Below are 18,745 nucleotides of genomic sequence, written 5' to 3' on the forward strand. Positions count from 1 at the left end.
CGGCCGGCGTGACGCTCACTTCTCCATGTGGGTGGCGAGATTGGCGAGAATCGCGTCATAGATCCGGCCAAGCCCCTTGGGTGCGAACGTCCTCTCGAAGAAGCCGCCGACACCGCCGGCGCCTTGCCAGGTGGTGGTCACGACGACCTGGGCGCGCTTCTCGCCGGCCGGGGTGACGACCCAGGTGGTCACCATGGAGGAGTTGCGGTCCTTCTCCACGAGCTGGCCGTCGGTCGGCTCGTCGACCTCCAGCAGGCAGTCGCGCACCCGCTTGCTCGTCGCCTGGAGCTTCCAGTGGACGACGGTGCCCTTGCCGTCGCCGCCCTCACGGACCTCGTACTCGCTGAAGTGCTCGGGCAGCAGCTGCCGGCGCGTGCCGTTGTAGTCGGCGAGCGCGTCGAACACGTCCTCCGGGTCCGCCGCGATCTCGCGCTGCGTGGTGGCCTCGACCTGACCCATGTGTGTCTTCCTCCAGTATCGGCTGCCGGTCCTGCGGTGCGCCGCCAAGCCAACCACCACCGGGCGGCACGCCCAAATTCCGGGTCGACGGACATTCAAGGGAACACCTGTTCTAATATGAACGGGGGGACTCGGCACGACTCAGGAGGAGGCCCGATGCGCTGGGACAATCTGGGCGAGAGCCCGTCCGCGCTGTTCGGCACGGACGTCGTCAGCCGGACGATCGACACCCCCGAATTCCGTGGGATCACCTTCCATGAAGTGCGGGCACGCTCGATCGTGAACCGTGTGCCGGGCGCCTCCCGGATGCCGTTCGAATGGACCGTGAACCCCTACCGGGGCTGCTCGCACGCCTGCGTCTACTGCTTCGCCCGCAAGACCCACAGCTACCTCGACCTGGACACCGGGCTCGGCTTCGACTCCCAGATCGTGGTGAAGGTCAACGCCCCGGATCTGCTGCGCCGCGAGCTGACCGCGCGCCGCTGGCGCGGCGAGCACATAGCCATGGGCACCAACGTCGACTGCTATCAGCGCGCCGAGGGCCGCTACCGCCTGATGCCCGGCATCATCGGCGCCCTCCGCGACCACGCCAATCCCTTCTCGATCCTCACCAAGGGCACGCTGATCCTGCGCGACCTGGAGCTACTGCGGCAGGCCGCCGAGGTCACCGACGTCGGCATCTCGGTCTCCGTCGGCTTCGTCGACCGCGAGCTGTGGCGCACGGTCGAGCCCGGCACGCCCGCCCCGGACCGTCGCCTCGACGTGGTGCGCACGCTCACCGCGCACGGCATTCCGTGCGGCGTGCTGATGGCGCCGGTGATCCCGTTCCTCGGCGACGCGCCGGACCAGCTGCGCGCCACGGTCCGGGCCATCGCGGAGTCCGGCGCCGGCTCCGTCACCCCGCTCGTGCTCCATCTGCGGCCCGGCGCCCGGGAGTGGTTCATGGAATGGCTGGGGCGCCACCACCCCCGGCTGGTGCCGCGCTACGAGCGGATGTACGCCGGCGGCTCGTACGCCCCGAAGTGGTACCAGCGCCGGATCACCCGCCAGGTCCACGAACTCGCCACGGAGTACGGCATCGGCCCCGCCCGCTCCGGTGAGACCCGTCGCCTTCCGCCGCCGGAGCCCGCCGGCCGGGACGAGCCCACGGCGGGGCCCACCCAACTGACCCTGCTCTGAGCCTCGTTGGCTGCCTCCGGGCGTCCACCGGCCCTACGCCACCGCGGTCGGAGCCGCGTCCAGGGCGCGCGCCAGACGATCGCGTGCCTCGGTCTGGGCGGCGATGCGCGCGTCGATGACGGCGAGCCGCTCCCGGGCGATCCGCAGGCCCTCGGCCGAGGGCGGGGCGGTGGCCATGTCGCCGTCCAGGCAAGCGGCGAAGCAGTGGACGTCGGCGAGCGTGAGCCCGGCTGCCAGAAGGTGCCGGATGTTCCGCACGCGGACGGCCGAGCCGCTGTCGTAGACGCGATAGCCGTTCGCCGCTCGCTCCGAATGAATCAGGCCATCGCTTTCGTAGCGCCGCAGCGCCCGCGGCGACGCGCCCGTGATCCGGGCCAGTTCCCCGATCCGCAACGAAACCACCTCCCCCTCCGGCTCCGTTTCTACCAGGGCGGTGGCGGGTCGTGGCGTCGTCGTGCCGACTTTTGCCCCGGCCGGTCGTGGCCGGCGGTCCGCTCAGCCGACCACCGCTCCCCCGTCGACCGGAAGGACCACTCCGGTCACGAACGACGCGGACGGCCCGGCCAGGCAGGTGACGGCCCGGGCGACCTCCTCGGGACGGCCCACCCGCCCCATGGGCGTGTGCTCGATCTGCCACGTGCGGACCGCCGCCCGCTGCTCCGCTGACCAGCCCTGGTGGAGTGCGATCGGGGTCTCGATCGCACCGGGGGCGACCGCCACCACCCGTACGCCACGCGGTGCCAGCTCCACCGCCCAGCTGCGGGTGAGGAGTTCGAGGCCGGTCTTGGTGGCGGCGTAGACCGAGTTGCCGGGCCAGCCCCGCTGGCCGACCGAGGTGCTGATGTTGACCACCACGCCACCGGTCCGCTCCAGGTGCGGCACGGCGGCCTGGGTCAGCAGGACCGGCGCGACGAGGTTCGTCGCCAGGAGCGGGGCCATCCCCTCCTTGCTGTAGGTGCCCAGAGCCCCGCTGCCCACCACCGCGGCGTTGTTGACCAGCACGTCGAGCCGCCCGTAGGTCTCGACCGCGTGGCGCACGATCTCCTCGGGTGCGCCGTCCGCGGTGATGTCGGCGACGTACGGAACGATCTCGCCGTCCCCGGTGGCGTTCGCCGCGGTCTCCGCCAGCGGCGCGGCCCGGCGGCCGACCGCCAGCACGCAAGCTCCCCGGTCGGCGAAGGCGTGGGCGGTGGCGCGTCCGATACCGGTGCCTGCACCGGTGACGATGACGATTCTGCGCGGGGTTCGGGTCGCGCCGGGCGCGGTCTGCGAGGTCCTGTCCATGCCGGGAGTGTCGAACCCTTACCCCTGGGGCAAGGTCAAGCGCCGCGCTGCCGGAGCGCGAAAAGCCCTTGACCCCTCACCCACGCTTCCTACCCTCTCGGACATGAAGGGGTCTGTGGAACGGATGCCGGCGCGGCCGCCGGACGGGGTACGGATACGCGAGATGACCGAGGCGGACATCGACGCCGTCTCGGCGCTCCGGGTACGGGGCTGGCAGGCGGCCTACCGCGGGCTGATGCCGCAGGCGTATCTGGACGCCATGAGCGTCGCGGCCGACGCCGAGCGGCGGCGCTCGTGGTTCGGGCGACGGCCGCCAAAGATGTCCGACCTGGTGGCGGAGCGGGACGGCGAGGTCGTCGGCTGGGCGTGTGTCGGACCCGCCCGTGACCCCGATATCGCCCCGCCCGAGGGCGCGTTGACCGGGGGCGAGCCGCCGGGGGAACTCCTCACCCTCTACGTCATGCCGGCCCTGATCGGCACCGGAGTGGGACGCGCCCTGCTGGCCGCGGCCATGGGCCGGGCCCGCGCCGCCGGTTTCGGCACCCTGTATCTGTGGGTGGTCCGCGGCAACGCGCGCGCCCGGCGGTTCTACGAACGGGCCGGGTTCGTGCCGGACGGTTCGGAGGAGGCGTACGAGGTCGGGGGCAGGAGCGTCCCCGAGCTGCGCTACCGGCGCCCGTCGGCGGCCGGCCCGCCGTCCGCCGGACCGTCGTGCACCGCTTCGTCCTCGCCCCTTCGGGGAGCGTGAACCCGGCCGCCCCCTCCGCCGGCATCGCCCGGCCGGGCCGTCGCCGCGTCCTCCTGGACCCCCAGCCGCGCCAGTGACGCCGCCGCGGCGGCCGCCAGCCGCGGATGTCCGGCGGCTGCGGCGAGGGTGGGGACGGCCCGCCGGTCGCCCAGCGCACCGAGACCCTCGACGCAGGCGAGCGCCACCCGCCAGTACGGGTTGTGCGGGGTGAGCAGCCGCTCCAGCGTCGCGACCAGCGCCGGCACGGACTGCGGCGCGCGCAGCTCGGCCAGCAGCCGTACGGGATGCAGGGCGTACGCGGTGCGCAGCGGGTTGGTTGCCAGGGCGGCGGCCGCGCGGGCGGTACGGGGGTCGCCGAGCCGGCCCAGGGCGTGGGCGGCGGTGGCGCAGCGCACCGGATCGCGGTAGTTCAGCAGCAGCACCAGCGTCTCGAAGGCCCGCTTGTCGCCCGCGCAGCCGAGCACGAAGGCGGCGATCTCCCTGGCCCACAGGGGGCGTTCGACCGCGACCAGCACCCTGGCCAGTTCCTCCCGGGCGGCCGGGGTGCTCTTGCGGGCCAGCCCCAGCAGCCGCTCGTAGGCGACCAGATCCTGTGGGGAGCGGAGTTCGGCCCGCACCCGGTCCGTCAACTCGTGGAATTCCTCTTCCATTTGTCGCTCCCCTCCCGCCGGGCCACCCCGGTCCGTGCGACGTGGCCTGCGCCACAGCCTAATGACCCCGACTACCCCTGGCGCTCCGGTTACCCACCGGTTAACCTGCTGGAACGAGCGGCACCCCTGCTCGGGCGGCCTGGTGACGCAGCCGCCATGAGTGACATCGGTTCGGCACCGCACAGCACGACACCTGTACGGAGAACACGGCACGGCCCCGGGACAGGGCTTGCCCGATCTCCCTTCCCGCCGGCGCTCCCGCAGTGCTGCGGCCCCCGCGGCTCACCGCCGCCCCCCGCCGTAGCGCATTGCTGCCCGCGTCCGCGGACTCAACCCCTCAGTCGTCACCTCTCCCCTGCCTCAGGGGAACACTCTCTGGAGTCTCGCGATGGGCCCTCAGTCCACACCGGACCTCTCAACTGAAGTCTCCCCCTCGTCCCTTTCCACCGTGGCCGTCGTCGGCCTCGGCACCATGGGCACCGGTATCGCCGAGGTGCTCACCCGGGCCGGCCGCGAGGTCATCGGCATCGACACCGACGAAGCCGCGGCCCGGCACGCCGTCGCCTCCCTCGCGGCCTCCACCGCGCGTGGCGTCGAGCGCGAGCGGATCACCGAGCGGGAGCGGCAGGACATCCTCGCCCGGTTCCGCACCTTCTCGGACCTGCAGGCCGCCGCGGACGCCGACCTCGTCATCGAGGTGGTGCCGGAGGACTACGAGCTCAAGCGGCAGGTGATCACCGCGCTGGACGACATCGTGCGGCCGGAGGCCATCCTGGCCACCGGCACCAACGCGCTGTCGGTGACCCGGCTGGCCGCCGACTCCCTGCGGCCCGAGCGGGTGCTCGGCGTGCACTTCTTCAACCCCGCGCCGGCGATGAAGCTGGTCGAGGTGGTGTCCTCGGTGCTCACCGCGCCGACCGCGGTCGCCGCCGTCACCGAACTGGCCCGCGACCTGGGCAAGAACCCCATCGCGGTCGGCGACCGCCCGGGTTTCGTCGCCGACGGCCTGCTGTTCGGCTACCTCAACCAGGCCGCCGCGATGTACGAGTCCAAGTACGCCACCCGTGAGGACATCGACGCCGCGATGCGGCTCGGCTGCGGGCTGCCGATGGGCCCGCTGGCGCTGCTCGACCTGATCGGCGTGGACACCGCGCGGACGGTTCTTGAGGCGATGTACGCCGACTCCCGCGACCGGCTGCACGCCCCCGCGCCCATCCTGGGGCAGCTGGCCGAGGCCGGGCTGACCGGCCGCAAGGCGGGCCGCGGCTTCTACAGCTACGCCGAGCCCGGCAGCGGCGAGGTCGTGCCGGACGCCGAGACCCCCGCGGCGGCCGACGAGGCCGCAGCCGGCCGCACCGTGCGCAGCGTCGGAGTCGCCGGCTCCGGGACGATGGCGAGCGGCATCGCCGAGGTCTTCGCGAAGGCGGGCTTCGAGGTCGTGCTGGCCGCCCGCAGCCTGGAGAAGGCGGAGAAGGCCAAGGCCAGGATCACCAAGTCGCTGGGCCGCTCGGTGGACAAGGGCCGGCTCGCCCCCGAGGCCCGGGACGCCGCCCTGGCGGCGATCACCCCGGCCGGTTCGCTCGACGCCTTCGCGGACGTCGATCTCGCCGTCGAGGCGGTCGCCGAGGACCTGGAGGTCAAGCAGCAGCTGTTCGGCACGCTGGACAAGGTCTGCAAGCCGGGCGCCGTCCTCGCCACCACCACCTCCTCGCTGCCTGTCGTGGCCTGTGCCCGTGCCACCTCGCGGCCGCAGGACGTCATCGGGATGCACTTCTTCAACCCGGCGCCCGCGATGAAGCTGGTGGAGGTCGTGCGCACGGTCCTGACGGCGGATGACGTGCACGCCACGGTGCGGGCGGTCTGCACGAAGGTCCGCAAGCACCCGGTGGACTGCGGCGACCGTGCCGGATTCATCGTGAACGCGCTGCTGTTCCCGTACCTCAACAACGCGATCAAGATGGTCCAGGAGCACTACGCGACCCTGGACGACATCGACGCGGCCATGAAGCTCGGCGGCGGGTACCCGATGGGGCCCTTCGAGCTCCTGGACGTCGTCGGACTCGATGTCTCGCTGGCCATCGAGAAGGTGCTGCACGCGGAGTTCCGCGACCCCGGGCTGGCCCCGGCGCCGCTGCTGGAGCACCTCGTCGCCGCGGGCTGCCTCGGCCGCAAGACCGGCCGCGGCTTCCGTGAGTACGCCCGGCGCTGACGGGTGGGGACATCCCCGGTCGAAAGACGGGGGAACGTGGGGCGGGCTGCTGGCACCATCCGGCGGCCCGCCCCAGGTCAGGGGGGCGCAGACGGCAGCCGATGCCGCAGGCCGCGTAAACATGCAGTACCGTCCCCACATGTCCCAGCCCGCTCGCACGCCGTCGACCGACACACCCGAGACCAGCACTCCCGGCACCCGCCGCGCAGCCGCCCAACGGCTGAAAATGCGCCGCGAATTGTCCGCTGCGGCGATGGAACTGTTCGCGACCAAGGGCTACGAGGCGACGACGGTCGACGAGATCGCGGCCGCCGCGGGCGTCGCCCGCCGCACATTCTTCCGCCACTTCCGCTCCAAGGAAGAGGCGATCTTCCCCGATCACGACGACACCCTCGTACGTGCCGAGGCCGTCCTGGACGCAGCGCCGCAGCACGAGCATCCGCTCGACACGGTCTGTCGCGGCATCAAGGAAGTCATGCGGATGTACGCGGCCTCCCCGGCCGTGGCCGTGGCCCGCTACCGCCTCACCCGCGAGGTGCCCACCCTTCGCGAGGCGGAGATCGCCTCGGTGGCCCGCTACGAGCGGCTGTTCACCCGCTACCTCCTGGGCCACTTCGACGAGGGCGCGCACCGCGAGGGCGACGACGATCCGCTGCTCGCCGAGGTCGCCGCGTCCGCCGTGGTCACCGCGCACAACCATGTGCTGCGCCGCTGGCTGCGGGCGGGCGCCGAGGGCGATGTGGAGGCCCAGCTCGACCACGCCTTCGAGATCGTCCGGGAGACGTTCGGCTCGGGCATCGGCGCGGGCCGCACCTCGGCCGGTGAGGCTCCTCCGGCGGCCGTCTCGCGGGAGGGCGAGGTCCTGGTCGCGGTGGCGCGGACCGACGCCCCGTTGGACGAGGTCATGCGCACCATCCGCAAGGCCATCAAGGACCGCAACTGAGCACTGATCCGGTGACGCGCTGACGCACCGATCCGCTCGCGTTCTTCACGACGGGGGAGAACGCGAGCGACGCGGCCGGAACGGCCCCATCGCCGCTCCCCGGCCGCTGCCGGACGGCAGCCCCTCGCAAGGACCCGCGGCTCCCCCGAGAGCCCGCCCACGCTCTTCCTCCGGCAAGGCGTGCCGGCCCGCGTTCCCTCGCTGAGAGAAATCCGCTCCATTGCGACCCGCATGGGCTAACCCACCCATGCCCACCTGACGCACGCATATCAATGCGAAGAGTGATGGTTGCCCTCCCCAGGAGCGGGTCTGTTGCTCATGCGTGCCCGCCGGATGACATCTGAGAGAAATTGTTGGCACTCAGTGTCTTGTCGAGTGGCACGCGGTGTCATACGTTGAGAGTGTCCGGGCGGCCGGCGTGCAGTGCACCTTCGTACGCCGGCTGTCCCAGCAAGCCAACCGTGGCTGCTCGCCCGGATGCCTGCGTCACCAGGCGACACTGCGCTCACCAGCGCTGCCAGGCGCCGCGACCGACGCCCCGCGACAACCGCGGGAGCCGAGGAAACGGAGCCACCCGGCCGAACCGACGGCACCACCTCCGCACCACCCCCGACGTTCCACCCAAGCGTTTCCCTCAACGCTTCCCCGAGCTCCCGGCCCGCCCCAGCTCTCGGCTTCCCGTCGAGCAGGGGGCGCCGACGAGCAGGGGAGATCCCACTCGCCGGAGGCACACCGTGAACGAAATCCTGGACGCAATCCTCGCGACCGACACCACCAGCGACGACTTCGCCGCGCTGACCATCCCCGAGTCCTACCGCGCGGTGACCGTGCACAAGGACGAGGCCGAGATGTTCGCCGGCGTGCCGTCCAAGGAGAAGGACCCCCGCAAGTCGCTGCACGTCGAAGACGTGCCGGTGCCCGAGCTCGGCCCCGGTGAGGCGCTGGTCGCCGTGATGGCCTCCTCCGTCAACTACAACTCCGTGTGGACCTCGATCTTCGAGCCGGTGTCGACGTTCGGGTTCCTCGAGCGCTACGGCCGCCTCTCCCCGCTCACCAAGCGCCACGACCTGCCCTACCACGTCATCGGCTCCGACCTCGCCGGTGTCGTGCTGCGCACCGGCCCCGGTGTCAACGCCTGGGGCCCGGGCGACGAGGTCGTCGCGCACTGCCTGTCCGTGGAGCTCGAGTCCTCCGACGGCCACAACGACACGATGCTCGACCCCGAGCAGCGGATCTGGGGCTTCGAGACGAACTTCGGCGGCCTCGCCGAGATCGCCCTGGTCAAGTCCAACCAGCTGATGCCCAAGCCCAAGCACCTGAGCTGGGAGGAGGCGGCGTCGCCCGGTCTGGTCAACTCGACCGCGTACCGCCAGCTGGTCTCCCAGAACGGCGCCGGGATGAAGCAGGGCGACAACGTCCTGATCTGGGGTGCCAGCGGCGGCCTCGGCAGCTACGCCACCCAGTTCGCGCTGGCCGGCGGCGCCAACCCGATCTGCGTGGTCTCCAGCGACCAGAAGGCGGAGATCTGCCGGAAGATGGGCGCCGAGGCGATCATCGACCGCAACGCCGAGGGCTACAAGTTCTGGAAGGACGAGCACAACCAGGACCCGCGCGAGTGGAAGCGCTTCGGCAAGCGCATCCGCGAGCTGACCGGCGGCGAGGACGTGGACATCGTCTTCGAGCACCCCGGCCGGGAGACCTTCGGCGCGTCCGTGTACGTCACCCGCAAGGGCGGCACCATCGTGACCTGCGCCTCCACCTCCGGCTACAACCACGAATACGACAACCGCTACCTGTGGATGTCGCTGAAGCGGATCGTCGGCTCGCACTTCGCCAACTACCGCGAGGCGTGGGAGGCCAACCGTCTGATCGCCAAGGGCAAGATCCACCCGACCCTGTCGCGTACCTACACTCTCGAAGAGACCGGTCAGGCCGCCTACGACGTGCACCGCAACCTCCACCAGGGCAAGGTCGGCGTGCTGGCGCTGGCCCCCGAGGAGGGCATGGGTGTGCGCGACGAGGAGATGCGCGCCAAGCACCTCGACGCCATCAACCGGTTCCGGAACGTCTGAAGCGTCTGAACCACGAAGATACGGGTCTCACATGACTGAGCGTCAGAAGGATCGTCCGTGGCTGATGCGGACGTACGCCGGACACTCCACCGCCGAGGCGTCCAACGAGCTGTACCGGCGCAACCTCGCCAAGGGCCAGACCGGTCTGTCGGTCGCGTTCGATCTTCCGACGCAGACCGGTTACGACCCCGACCACATCCTCGCCCGCGGCGAGGTCGGCCGGGTCGGGGTTCCGGTGTCCCATCTCGGTGACATGCGGCGGTTGTTCCAGGACATCCCGCTGGACAAGATGAACACCTCGATGACCATCAACGCCACGGCCATGTGGCTGCTGGCGATGTACGAGGTGGTGGCCGAGGAGCAGGGCGCCGACATCACCAAGCTGTCGGGGACGACGCAGAACGACATCGTCAAGGAGTACCTGTCGCGGGGGACGCACGTCTTCCCGCCGGGCCCCAGCCTGCGCCTGACCACCGACATGATCACGTACACGGTGGCCAACATCCCCAAGTGGAACCCGATCAACATCTGCAGCTACCACCTGCAGGAAGCGGGCGCCACGCCGGTCCAGGAGATCGCGTACGCGATGAGCACCGCCATCGCGGTGCTGGACGCCGTCCGCGACTCCGGGCAGGTGCCGGCGGAGAAGTTCGGGGACGTCGTCGCCCGGATCTCGTTCTTCGTCAACGCCGGCGTCCGCTTCGTCGAGGAGATGTGCAAGATGCGCGCCTTCGGCCGCATCTGGGACCGCATCACCCGTGAGCGCTACGGCATCGAGAACGACAAGCAGCGGCGCTTCCGCTACGGCGTTCAGGTCAACTCGCTCGGCCTGACCGAGGCGCAGCCGGAGAACAACGTCCAGCGCATCGTGCTGGAGATGCTCGCCGTCACGCTCTCCAAGGACGCCCGCGCCCGCGCCGTCCAGCTCCCCGCCTGGAACGAGGCGCTGGGACTGCCGCGGCCGTGGGACCAGCAGTGGTCGCTGCGCATCCAGCAGGTGCTGGCCCATGAGAGCGACCTGCTGGAGTACGAGGACATCTTCGCCGGCTCGCACGTCATCGAGGCCAAGGTCGACGCCCTGGTCGACGAGTGCCTGACCGAGATCGACCGGATCCAGGAGATGGGCGGCGCGATGGCCGCCGTGGAGTCCGGCTACCTCAAGTCGCAGCTGGTCTCCGCGCACGCCGAGCGGCGGGCCAGGATCGAGGCCGGCGAGGAGAAGATCGTCGGCGTCAACTGCTACGAGTCGACCGAGCCCAACCCGCTCACCGCGGACCTCGACACCGCGATCATGACCGTCGACCCCGCCAACGAGGCGCGCGTCGTCAAGGCCCTGCACGACTGGCGGGACAACCGTGACGAGGCACGCGCCCAGGAGGCGCTGTCGACACTCAAGAAGACCGCGGCGGGCGACAGCAACCTCTTCGCGGCCACCCTGGAGTGCGCCCGCGCCGGCGTCACGACCGGCGAATGGGCCTGGGCGCTGCGGGACGTCTTCGGCGAGTTCCGGGCACCCACGGGAGTCTCCAGCGCACCGGTGGCGGTCGCCGCCGAGACGGGCACCCCGCTCGCGGCCGTCCGCGAGAAGGTCGCCAGGACCGCCGAGGAACTCGGCAGCGGCAAGCTGCGCCTGCTGGTCGGCAAGCCCGGCCTCGACGGACACAGCAACGGCGCCGAGCAGATCGCCGTACGGGCCCGCGACGCGGGCTTCGAGGTGATCTACCAAGGCATCCGGCTCACGCCGGAGCAGATCGTCTCGGCGGCGGTCGCCGAGGACGTGCACTGCGTCGGGCTCTCGATCCTCTCCGGCTCGCACGCAGAGCTGGTGCCGGACGTACTGGCCCGGCTGCACCGCACCGGCGTCGACGACATGCCGGTCATCGTCGGCGGGATCATCCCGTCCGCCGACGCCACCGCCCTCCGCGAAGCCGGAGTCGCGGCGGTATTCACACCCAAGGACTTCGGTATCACGGAGATCATCGGCCGTATCGTCGACGAGATCCGGAAGGCGAACAAGCTCGACCCCCTGGAGGTCCCCGCATGAGCACCCCCGTCAACCGTCTGCGCCCGCGCCGCTCCTGCCTCGCGGTCCCCGGCAGCAACCCGCGTTTTCTGGAGAAGGCCCAGGGCCTGCCGGCCGACCAGGTCTTTCTGGACCTGGAGGACGCCTGCGCGCCGCTCGCCAAGGAAGGCGCCCGCCACACCATCGTGGACGCGCTGAACAACGGTGACTGGACCGGCAAGACGCGGGTCGTGCGGGTCAACGACTGGACCACGCACTGGACGTACCGGGACGTCATCACGGTCGTCGAGGGCGCGGGCCCCAACCTCGACTGCATCATGCTGCCGAAGGTGCAGGACGCCCAGCAGATCGTCGCGCTCGACCTGCTGCTGACGCAGATCGAGAAGACCATGGGCTTCGAGGTCGGCAAGATCGGCATCGAGGCGCAGATCGAGAACGCCAAGGGTCTGGTGAACGTCGACGAGATCGCCGGCGCCTCGCCCCGCCTGGAGACCATCATCTTCGGTCCGGCCGACTTCATGGCCTCCATCAACATGAAGTCCCTGGTGGTCGGTGAGCAGCCGCCCGGCTACGGCGCCGACGCCTATCACTACATTCTGATGCGCATTCTGATGGCGGCTCGCACCTACGATCTGCAGGCGATCGATGGCCCTTACCTTCAGATCAAGAATGTTGACGGATACCGCGAGGTCGCCGGTCGCGCCGCCGCGCTCGGCTTCGACGGCAAGTGGGTGCTGCACCCCGGCCAGGTCGACGCCGCGAACGAGGTCTTCTCCCCCTCGCAGGAGGACTACGACCACGCCGAGCTGATCCTGGACGCCTACGAGTGGCACACCTCCGAGGCGGGCGGCGCCAAGGGTTCGGCGATGCTCGGCGACGAGATGATCGACGAGGCGAGCCGCAAGATGGCGCTGGTCATCTCCGGCAAGGGCCGGGCCGCCGGCATGACCCGCACGTCCAAGTTCGAGGCCCCGGAGGCGTAAGCGCGATGCAGTTCGGCCGTACCTACGAAGAGTTCACCGTCGGCGATGTCTACAAGCACTGGCCGGGGAAAACCGTCACGGAATACGACGACCACCTCTTCTGTCTGCTCACGATGAATCATCACCCGCTGCACATGGACAGCAACTACGCGGAGAAGACCACCGACTTCGGAAAGAATGTCGTGGTCGGCAATTACATCTACTCCCTGCTGCTGGGCATGTCGGTGCCGGACGTCTCCGGAAAGGCCATCGCCAACCTGGAGATCGAGTCCCTCAAGCACGTCGCGCCGACCTTCCACGGCGACACGCTCTACGGCGAGACGACGGTGCTGGACAAGACGCCGTCGAAGTCCAGGACGGACCGCGGCATCGTGTACGTCGAGACCAAGGGCTACAAGCAGGACGGCACCCTGGTCTGCGTCTTCCGGCGCAAGGTGATGGTCCCCACCGAGACCTACATCAAGGAGCGCGGCGGCGAGCAGCCCGGCCGCCCGGAGATGCAGGCTCCTCCGGCCAAGAAGGAGAAGTAGCGATGAGTCGTCTTTCGCAGACCGAGGGCTTGACCGACATTCAGCGGGAAATCCTCTCCACCGTCCGTGACTTCGTGGACAAGGAGATCATTCCGGTCGCCACGGAGCTGGAGCACCGGGACGAGTACCCCACGCAGATCGTCGAGGGCCTCAAGGAACTCGGTGTCTTCGGCCTGATGATTCCCGAGGAGTACGGCGGCCTCGGGGAGTCCCTGCTGACCTACGCGCTGACGGTCGAGGAGATCGCGCGCGGCTGGATGAGCGTCTCGGGCATCATCAACACCCACTTCATCGTGGCGTACATGCTCAAGCAACACGGCACGCAGGAGCAGAAGGACCACTTCCTGCCGAAGATGGCGGCGGGCGAAATCCGCGGCGCCTTCTCGATGTCGGAGCCGGCACTGGGCTCGGATGTCTCGGCGATTTCCTCCAAGGGCGTGCGGGACGGCGACGAGTACGTCCTCAACGGCCAGAAGATGTGGCTCACCAACGGTGGCACCTCCACCCTCGTCGCGGTTCTGTGCAAGACGGACGAGGGCCACCCGGAGGGCACCGCGCCGCACAAGTCGATGACGACCTTCCTGGTGGAGAAGGAGCCGGGCTTCGGCGAGGTGCGACCCGGCCTGACCATTCCGGGCAAGATCGACAAGATGGGCTACAAGGGGGTCGACACCACCGAGCTGATCATGGACGGCCTGCGGATCCCGGCCGACCGGGTGCTCGGCGGCGAGACCGGACGTGGCTTCTATCACATGATGGACGGCGTCGAGGTCGGCCGCGTGAATGTGGCCGCGCGCGGCTGCGGTGTCGCGCAGCGCGCCTTCGAGCTGGGAGTTTCCTACGCCCAGCAGCGACACACCTTCGGCAAGCCCATCGCCCAGCATCAGGCTATCCAGTTCAAACTGGCCGAAATGGCCACAAAGGTCGAAGCGGCCCATGCAATGATGGTGAACGCCGCTCGCAAGAAGGACTCGGGTCAGCGCAACGACCTCGAGGCGGGTATGGCGAAGTACCTGGCCTCCGAGTACTGCAAGGAGGTCGTCGAAGACGCCTTCCGCATCCACGGCGGCTACGGCTTCTCCAAGGAGTACGAGATCGAGCGTCTCTACCGCGAGGCCCCGATGCTCCTGATCGGTGAAGGTACCGCCGAGATCCAGAAAATGATCATTGGTCGCCGGCTACTGGAGGAGTACCGAATCCAGGGGTGAACGCCCTGTTTGGGGCGCTTTCGTCTTGACGAAGATCACACCCCGTCATCGTTCTTCGGCCATGGATTGGCTCTGGCTCTTGGCCAGTTGCCGCCCGCAACCGATAGCATCCCCGGAAAGCCGCCGTCCCCCGTACCCATACGCGGCATCCTCCGCTACGAAGGTCATCCATGCCCCACAGCCAATCCTCTGCACAACGCGGTCGTGTCCGCCTCGCGCGCGGAGCGTCGCCGTGGCTCCTGCCGACCGTCGCCACGGCAGCGGTCAGCCTCGCCCGGTCCCGCCGGTCGGGCCGCTGGGCTGCTGTCGCCGTGCCCACCACCGCACTGGCGGCGGGCATGCTGTGGTTCTTCCGCGACCCGGAGCGGGAGATCGCTCAGGGCCGCGTCATCTCCCCGGCCGACGGCGTGGTGCAGAGCATCATGCCGTGGAAGGACGGGCGCACCCGCGTCGCGATCTTCATGAGCCCGTTGAACGTACACGTCAACCGCGCGCCGCTGGCCGGCACGGTGACGTCGGTGGAGCACATCCCCGGTGGATTCGTTCCGGCGTTCAACAAGGAGAGCGAGAACAACGAGCGGGTCGTCTGGCACTTCGACACCGAGCTCGGCGATATCGAGATGGTGCAGATCGCCGGCGCGGTCGCGCGCCGCATCGTCCCTTACGTGCCCCAGGGCACCAAGGTCGAGCAGGGCGAGCGCATCGGTTTGATCCGCTTCGGCTCGCGGGTCGACGTCTACCTCCCGGAGGGCGTCGAGGCGGCGGTCGAGGTCGGCCAGGCCACCACCGCGGGGGTGACTCGTCTTGACCGTGATTGATCCCGAGACGCAGGCGGGCTGGGCACCCGAGACCGAGGAAGAGGACGACATGCCGCTGTCCACGCGGCTGTCAATAGCGGACACCCTCACCCTCGGCAACGCGATCTGCGGCTTCATGGCCGTGTACTTCACGACCACCGGCGTCCTCATCCCGCACCTGACGGGGACCGAGGACGGCGGCATGGCCCGGCACAGCGCGGCCATGGCCGTGATCCTGATGCTGCTCGCTTCGGTGTTCGACCTCTTCGACGGACTGGTGGCCCGCAAGCTGCGCAGCTCCGCGATGGGGGCCGAGCTGGACAACCTCTCCGACCTGATCAGCTTCGGCCTGGCACCCGCCTACTTCGTCGTGACCTGGGGCATGGTCGCCCAGGACGCGCATCAGCGGGTGTCGGTGGTCGCGGCTGTCGTGGTGCTGCTCGCGGTGGTGCTGCGGCTCGCGCGGTTCTCGTGCGTCACGCTGCGCGACGGGATCTTCCAGGGCATGCCGAGTCCGTTCGGCGCCCTGACCGTCGTCGCCATCGTGCTGCTGGAGCTGCCGTTCCTGCCGACGCTGCTGGCGATCATCGGGGTGGCCTGGCTGATGGTGAGCCGGGTGGAGTACCCCAAGCCGCGGGGGCGGCTCGCGGTGGCGATGCTCAGCTGGATCGTGCTCAGCATGGGCATGCTCGCGGCCTGGGCGCTGGACGCCCCCGGCGGCCAGCTGCTGCTGCAGACCGGCTGCGCCCTGCAGGTGGTGATGGGCGCGATGATCCCGCTGTTCGCCACTGCCCGGCGGGTCAACACCTTCCGCGACAACCGGCGCGAGGCGCGTGCCGCGCAGCTTCCGTAGCGCACTCGCACCACAACGCCGAGAGCCCCGAGCGCATCCGCGCTCGGGGCTCTCGCGTTTCCGGGCGCCCACGAACGGCGCGTGGCAGGCCGTGTGTGGGCGGAGAGGGCTTTGTGCGACCCGGGGAAGTCGAGTGCGGCTGCGCGGGCCTCTGTGGACCCCTGGAGGGCCGGGAGAGCCCTTGAGAGCTTCTCCCGGCTGAGGGCTGGGGGAAGGCCGGTGCCGGCTCTTCCCGCCCGCAAGGGGCAGGGACGGCCGGTGCCGGGTGGGAATCACCCGGTGCCGGCCGTCCCTGCCGCTCGCTCAGAGCAGGAAGTCGCGGGCCAGGCTCTCCGCCGCCCGCTCCAGCAGGGGGCCTGCCTCGGCCATGCAGCGCGCCGGGTCCGGCTCCAGCTCCGTCAGCGCGTAGGCGCGCCGGATGCCGGCCGCGACCAGAGCGTCCTGCGGCAGCGCGAGCCGGCCGCAGACCGCGACCACGTCGATGCCCGCGGCCCGTGCGGCGGCGGCCACCCCCGCGGGCGCCTTGCCGTGCAGCGTCTGCTGGTCGAGCGAGCCCTCGCCGGTGATGACGAAGGTCGCGCGGGCCAGGGCGGGCGCGAAGCCCAGCACATCGAGCATGACGTCGATGCCGGGGCGGAACGCCGCGTCCAGGCCGACCAGCGCGCCGTATCCGATACCGCCCGCCGCGCCCGCTCCGGGCGCCAGGGCATGCTCCGCGGCCTTGGTGCCGACGGCGCGCTCCAGCACCTCGGCGTAGTGCGCGAGGGCGGCGTCCAGCGCCGCGACGTCCTCCTCGCTCGCGCCCTTCTGCGGGCCGTAGACCGCGGGCGCGCCCTTCGGGCCGGTGAGCGGGTTGTCCACGTCGCTGGCAAGCACGATGTCGGTGTGCGCCAGCCGGGGGTCGAGGCCCGACAGGTCGGCCGTGGCGAGAGCCTTGAGCGGGCCGCCGCCGGGTGCCACCGGCTGGCCGTCCGCGTCCAGGAACCGGGCGCCGAGCGCCGCGAGCATCCCGGCGCCGCCGTCGGTCGTGGCGCTGCCGCCGACGCCGAAGACGATCGAGGTCGCGCCCGCGTCGAGCGCCGCGAGGAGCAGCTCGCCGGTGCCGTACGTGGTCGCCGTGAGGGGGGTGAAGACGCCCTCCGGGAGGTGTTGCAGTCCGGAGGCCTCCGCCATCTCCACCACCGCGGTGCCGTCGGCGCGCAGCGCGAAGGTGGCCGTCACCGGACTTCCGGTGGGGCCGGTGACCCGGGCCTGGTGCCGGGTGAAGCCGGCCGCGAGCGCCGCGGCGACGGTGCCGTCGCCGCCGTCCGCGACCGGGATGGCCGCCACGTCCAGCGTGGGGATCACGCGTCGCAGGCCGGCCGTGACGTGCTCGGCGACCTCGACGGCCGTGAGCGAACCCTTGAACTTGTCCGCGGCGATCAGCACATGTGCTGTGTTGGTCCTTGCTGCGTCCGCCACCGTGTTTCCCCTTGCTTTCGAACTGGCAGTCGCGCCGCTGTGACCTTATCCGGGTTGCGGCCCGGCGAACAGGGCACACCGGTCGCAGGCGGGGTCGGACGCGTCCTCGTGCAGCTCGAAGATCCGCGGGACACGCTCTAGGCTCGCGCCGTGACGACCATGGATTACGCCACTTACCTCGCCGGACTGCCCCGTGTGCTCGCGGGTGCGGGTGCCGTCTTCCGGGATGCGGAGGGCCGCATCCTGCTGGTGGAGCCCAACTATCGGGACACCTGGCTCGTGCCGGGCGGGACCGTCGAGTCGGACGCCGGCGAGTCGCCCCGGCAGGCCGCCCGCCGCGAGACCGCCGAGGAGATCGGCCTGGACGTCGAGCTGGGCGCGCTGCTCACCGTCGACTGGGTGCGAGGGGAGGGGCGGCCGCCGCTGGTGTCGTACCTCTTCGACGGTGGGGTGCTGGACGCGGACCGGCTCGCCGCCGTCCGGCTCCAGGAGGAGGAGCTGCTGTCCTGGCGCCTGGTGCACTTCGACGAGGCGCAGACTCTGGTGAGCGCGCAGATGGCACTGCGCCTCGCTGCCGCCCTCAAGGTCCTCGCGGAGGGCGGCGGCCCCGCGGAGCTGGAGGACGGCGTGCCGCCCGCGGGTGCTTCCGGCCCATCGGCATGACCTGCGCTGTTCCGCGGCGGCTGCGAGCAGGGGCCACGCCGCCCGTGTGCCGCGGGGTGTGACGCGGCTCCCGCTCCTGGCTGCCGTGCCTCAGCCGCAGGTCTCCGCCGGGAACAGGGCGCTGTCCTCGCGCTCGAAGGCGAGCAGACGGCGCTTGCGGTCCAGGCCGCCGCCGTAGCCGGTGAGGCTGCCGTTGGCGCCGACGACGCGGTGGCAGGGGACGATGATCCCGACCGGGTTGCGTCCGTTGGCCAGTCCTACCGCACGGGCCGCCGTCGGGGCGCCGAGACGTGCGGCGAGCTGTCCGTAGCCGAGCGTCTCGCCGTACGGGATGGTGCACAGGGCTGCCCAGACGCGCCGCTGGAACGGCGTGCCGCGCAGCGCCAGCGGGAGATCGAAGGTGGTCAACTCGCCGCGGAAATATGCCGTGAGCTGGGCGATGGTGGCGGCGTAGGGCTCCTCGCGGGGGTCCGCGGGAAGGCCGAAGGCCTCCTGGGGCGGGCGGTGGCGCTGGTCGGTCATGTAGAGGCCGGTGAGGGCGGAGCCTTCGGCGACGAGGGTCAGCGGGCCGACCGGTGTGTCGTCCAGGACGGTGTGGGTGCGAACCGGCGCGTCGGCGCTGTGCTCGGAGTGCCGGTCGAGGTCGGAGTGCCGGGTGTGCCGGGGCATGGGAAGGGTCATGG

At 70.6% G+C, this 18,745-nt stretch carries 18 protein-coding genes; 12 read left to right on the forward strand and 6 right to left on the reverse strand.

Features of this window, described 5'->3' with window-relative positions:
• Nucleotides 1-15: 15 nt before the first annotated feature.
• Nucleotides 16-459, reverse strand: a complete 444-nt coding sequence (locus ACGFZW_RS05825) for an SRPBCC family protein (RefSeq protein ID WP_393891767.1) — start codon at nt 457-459, stop codon at nt 16-18.
• Between the two features lie 156 nt (nt 460-615).
• Between ACGFZW_RS05825 and ACGFZW_RS05830 the strand changes: the two genes are divergently transcribed.
• Nucleotides 616-1,638: an Rv2578c family radical SAM protein gene (locus tag ACGFZW_RS05830; protein ID WP_393891768.1), complete on the forward strand. Its 1,023-nt coding sequence runs from the start codon at nt 616-618 to the stop codon at nt 1,636-1,638.
• A gap of 33 nt (nt 1,639-1,671) precedes the next feature.
• On the opposite strand, the gene ACGFZW_RS05835 is transcribed toward ACGFZW_RS05830, so the two are convergent.
• Together ACGFZW_RS05835 and ACGFZW_RS05840 are read right to left on the reverse strand one after the other, a co-directional pair.
• Nucleotides 1,672-2,031 carry a MerR family transcriptional regulator gene (locus ACGFZW_RS05835; protein WP_393891832.1) on the reverse strand — a complete coding sequence of 120 codons (360 nt, stop codon included), beginning with the start codon at nt 2,029-2,031 and terminating at the stop codon, nt 1,672-1,674.
• 102 nt (nt 2,032-2,133) lie between these two features.
• A complete protein-coding gene (locus ACGFZW_RS05840) occupies nt 2,134-2,922 on the reverse strand; it encodes an SDR family NAD(P)-dependent oxidoreductase (RefSeq protein WP_393891769.1) in 789 nt (262 codons plus the stop codon).
• Nucleotides 2,923-3,085: 163 nt separating this feature from the next.
• Here ACGFZW_RS05840 and ACGFZW_RS05845 point away from each other — a divergent pair, with 163 nt between their 5' ends.
• Nucleotides 3,086-3,670, forward strand: coding sequence for a GNAT family N-acetyltransferase (locus tag ACGFZW_RS05845; protein WP_393891833.1), 585 nt, complete (start codon nt 3,086-3,088; stop codon nt 3,668-3,670).
• Here ACGFZW_RS05845 and ACGFZW_RS05850 read toward each other — a convergent pair.
• Nucleotides 3,589-4,320 (reverse strand): HEAT repeat domain-containing protein, encoded by a 732-nt coding sequence (locus tag ACGFZW_RS05850; protein ID WP_393891770.1) that lies wholly within the window; start codon nt 4,318-4,320, stop codon nt 3,589-3,591. The two genes, ACGFZW_RS05845 and ACGFZW_RS05850, sit on opposite strands and share 82 nt — an antisense overlap.
• A gap of 388 nt (nt 4,321-4,708) precedes the next feature.
• Between ACGFZW_RS05850 and ACGFZW_RS05855 the strand changes: the two genes are divergently transcribed.
• From ACGFZW_RS05855 to pssA, 9 genes are all read left to right on the forward strand, one after another.
• Nucleotides 4,709-6,529 carry a 3-hydroxyacyl-CoA dehydrogenase family protein gene (locus tag ACGFZW_RS05855; RefSeq protein ID WP_393891771.1) on the forward strand — a complete coding sequence of 607 codons (1,821 nt, stop codon included), beginning with the start codon at nt 4,709-4,711 and terminating at the stop codon, nt 6,527-6,529.
• Between the two features lie 139 nt (nt 6,530-6,668).
• On the forward strand, nt 6,669-7,472 hold the full coding sequence (locus ACGFZW_RS05860; RefSeq protein WP_393891772.1) for a TetR family transcriptional regulator: 804 nt from the start codon (nt 6,669-6,671) through the stop codon (nt 7,470-7,472).
• 734 nt (nt 7,473-8,206) lie between these two features.
• Nucleotides 8,207-9,544 carry a crotonyl-CoA carboxylase/reductase gene (gene ccrA, locus ACGFZW_RS05865; protein ID WP_393891773.1) on the forward strand — a complete coding sequence of 446 codons (1,338 nt, stop codon included), beginning with the start codon at nt 8,207-8,209 and terminating at the stop codon, nt 9,542-9,544.
• A 31-nt stretch (nt 9,545-9,575) separates the two neighbouring features.
• Nucleotides 9,576-11,588 (forward strand): protein meaA, encoded by a 2,013-nt coding sequence (locus tag ACGFZW_RS05870; RefSeq protein ID WP_393891774.1) that lies wholly within the window; start codon nt 9,576-9,578, stop codon nt 11,586-11,588.
• Nucleotides 11,585-12,550 (forward strand): HpcH/HpaI aldolase/citrate lyase family protein, encoded by a 966-nt coding sequence (locus ACGFZW_RS05875; protein WP_393891775.1) that lies wholly within the window; start codon nt 11,585-11,587, stop codon nt 12,548-12,550. The genes ACGFZW_RS05870 and ACGFZW_RS05875 overlap by 4 nt, the downstream gene beginning before the upstream one ends.
• Nucleotides 12,551-12,555: 5 nt before the next feature.
• Nucleotides 12,556-13,080, forward strand: coding sequence for a MaoC family dehydratase (locus ACGFZW_RS05880; protein WP_393891776.1), 525 nt, complete (start codon nt 12,556-12,558; stop codon nt 13,078-13,080).
• Between the two features lie 2 nt (nt 13,081-13,082).
• The gene (locus ACGFZW_RS05885) at nt 13,083-14,288 is read left to right on the forward strand and encodes an acyl-CoA dehydrogenase family protein (protein ID WP_393891777.1); all 1,206 of its coding nucleotides are present in this window, start codon (nt 13,083-13,085) and stop codon (nt 14,286-14,288) included.
• Nucleotides 14,289-14,458: 170 nt separating this feature from the next.
• Entirely contained in the window at nt 14,459-15,106 is a 648-nt protein-coding gene (locus tag ACGFZW_RS05890; RefSeq protein ID WP_042161276.1) for a phosphatidylserine decarboxylase, read from the forward strand.
• Complete coding sequence (pssA, locus tag ACGFZW_RS05895; protein ID WP_393891778.1) at nt 15,093-15,938, forward strand: CDP-diacylglycerol--serine O-phosphatidyltransferase; 846 nt, start codon at nt 15,093-15,095, stop codon at nt 15,936-15,938. Before ACGFZW_RS05890 ends, pssA begins: the two co-directional genes overlap by 14 nt.
• A 303-nt stretch (nt 15,939-16,241) precedes the next feature.
• Here pssA and ACGFZW_RS05900 read toward each other — a convergent pair whose 3' ends face one another.
• Nucleotides 16,242-17,366: a glycerate kinase gene (locus ACGFZW_RS05900; RefSeq protein WP_393891834.1), complete on the reverse strand. Its 1,125-nt coding sequence runs from the start codon at nt 17,364-17,366 to the stop codon at nt 16,242-16,244.
• 192 nt (nt 17,367-17,558) lie between these two features.
• Here ACGFZW_RS05900 and ACGFZW_RS05905 point away from each other — a divergent pair, with 192 nt between their 5' ends.
• Complete coding sequence (locus ACGFZW_RS05905) at nt 17,559-18,062, forward strand: NUDIX domain-containing protein (protein ID WP_393891835.1); 504 nt, start codon at nt 17,559-17,561, stop codon at nt 18,060-18,062.
• Between the two features lie 90 nt (nt 18,063-18,152).
• On the opposite strand, the gene ACGFZW_RS05910 is transcribed toward ACGFZW_RS05905, so the two are convergent.
• Nucleotides 18,153-18,743, reverse strand: a complete 591-nt coding sequence (locus tag ACGFZW_RS05910) for a methylated-DNA--[protein]-cysteine S-methyltransferase (RefSeq protein ID WP_393891779.1) — start codon at nt 18,741-18,743, stop codon at nt 18,153-18,155.
• Between the last annotated feature and the right edge of the window lie 2 nt (nt 18,744-18,745).

It is taken from the genome of Streptomyces sp. NPDC048248, from assembly GCF_043201875.1.
In the GTDB taxonomy this organism is placed as follows: domain Bacteria; phylum Actinomycetota; class Actinomycetes; order Streptomycetales; family Streptomycetaceae; genus Streptomyces.

Excerpts from the sequence above, each read along its gene's own strand:
- ACGFZW_RS05825 (WP_393891767.1), bottom strand. The coding sequence starts at position 459 with ATGGGTCAGGTCGAGGCCACCACGCAGCGCGAGATCGCGGCGGACCCG.
- ACGFZW_RS05830 (WP_393891768.1), top strand. The coding sequence starts at position 616 with ATGCGCTGGGACAATCTGGGCGAGAGCCCGTCCGCGCTGTTCGGCACG.
- ACGFZW_RS05840 (WP_393891769.1), bottom strand. The coding sequence starts at position 2,922 with ATGGACAGGACCTCGCAGACCGCGCCCGGCGCGACCCGAACCCCGCGC.
- ACGFZW_RS05845 (WP_393891833.1), top strand. The coding sequence starts at position 3,086 with ATGACCGAGGCGGACATCGACGCCGTCTCGGCGCTCCGGGTACGGGGC.
- ACGFZW_RS05850 (WP_393891770.1), bottom strand. The coding sequence starts at position 4,320 with ATGGAAGAGGAATTCCACGAGTTGACGGACCGGGTGCGGGCCGAACTC.
- ACGFZW_RS05855 (WP_393891771.1), top strand. The coding sequence starts at position 4,709 with ATGGGCCCTCAGTCCACACCGGACCTCTCAACTGAAGTCTCCCCCTCG.
- ACGFZW_RS05860 (WP_393891772.1), top strand. The coding sequence starts at position 6,669 with ATGTCCCAGCCCGCTCGCACGCCGTCGACCGACACACCCGAGACCAGC.
- ACGFZW_RS05870 (WP_393891774.1), top strand. The coding sequence starts at position 9,576 with ATGACTGAGCGTCAGAAGGATCGTCCGTGGCTGATGCGGACGTACGCC.
- ACGFZW_RS05875 (WP_393891775.1), top strand. The coding sequence starts at position 11,585 with ATGAGCACCCCCGTCAACCGTCTGCGCCCGCGCCGCTCCTGCCTCGCG.
- ACGFZW_RS05880 (WP_393891776.1), top strand. The coding sequence starts at position 12,556 with ATGCAGTTCGGCCGTACCTACGAAGAGTTCACCGTCGGCGATGTCTAC.
- ACGFZW_RS05885 (WP_393891777.1), top strand. The coding sequence starts at position 13,083 with ATGAGTCGTCTTTCGCAGACCGAGGGCTTGACCGACATTCAGCGGGAA.
- ACGFZW_RS05890 (WP_042161276.1), top strand. The coding sequence starts at position 14,459 with ATGCCCCACAGCCAATCCTCTGCACAACGCGGTCGTGTCCGCCTCGCG.
- ACGFZW_RS05905 (WP_393891835.1), top strand. The coding sequence starts at position 17,559 with ATGGATTACGCCACTTACCTCGCCGGACTGCCCCGTGTGCTCGCGGGT.
- ACGFZW_RS05910 (WP_393891779.1), bottom strand. The coding sequence starts at position 18,743 with ATGACCCTTCCCATGCCCCGGCACACCCGGCACTCCGACCTCGACCGG.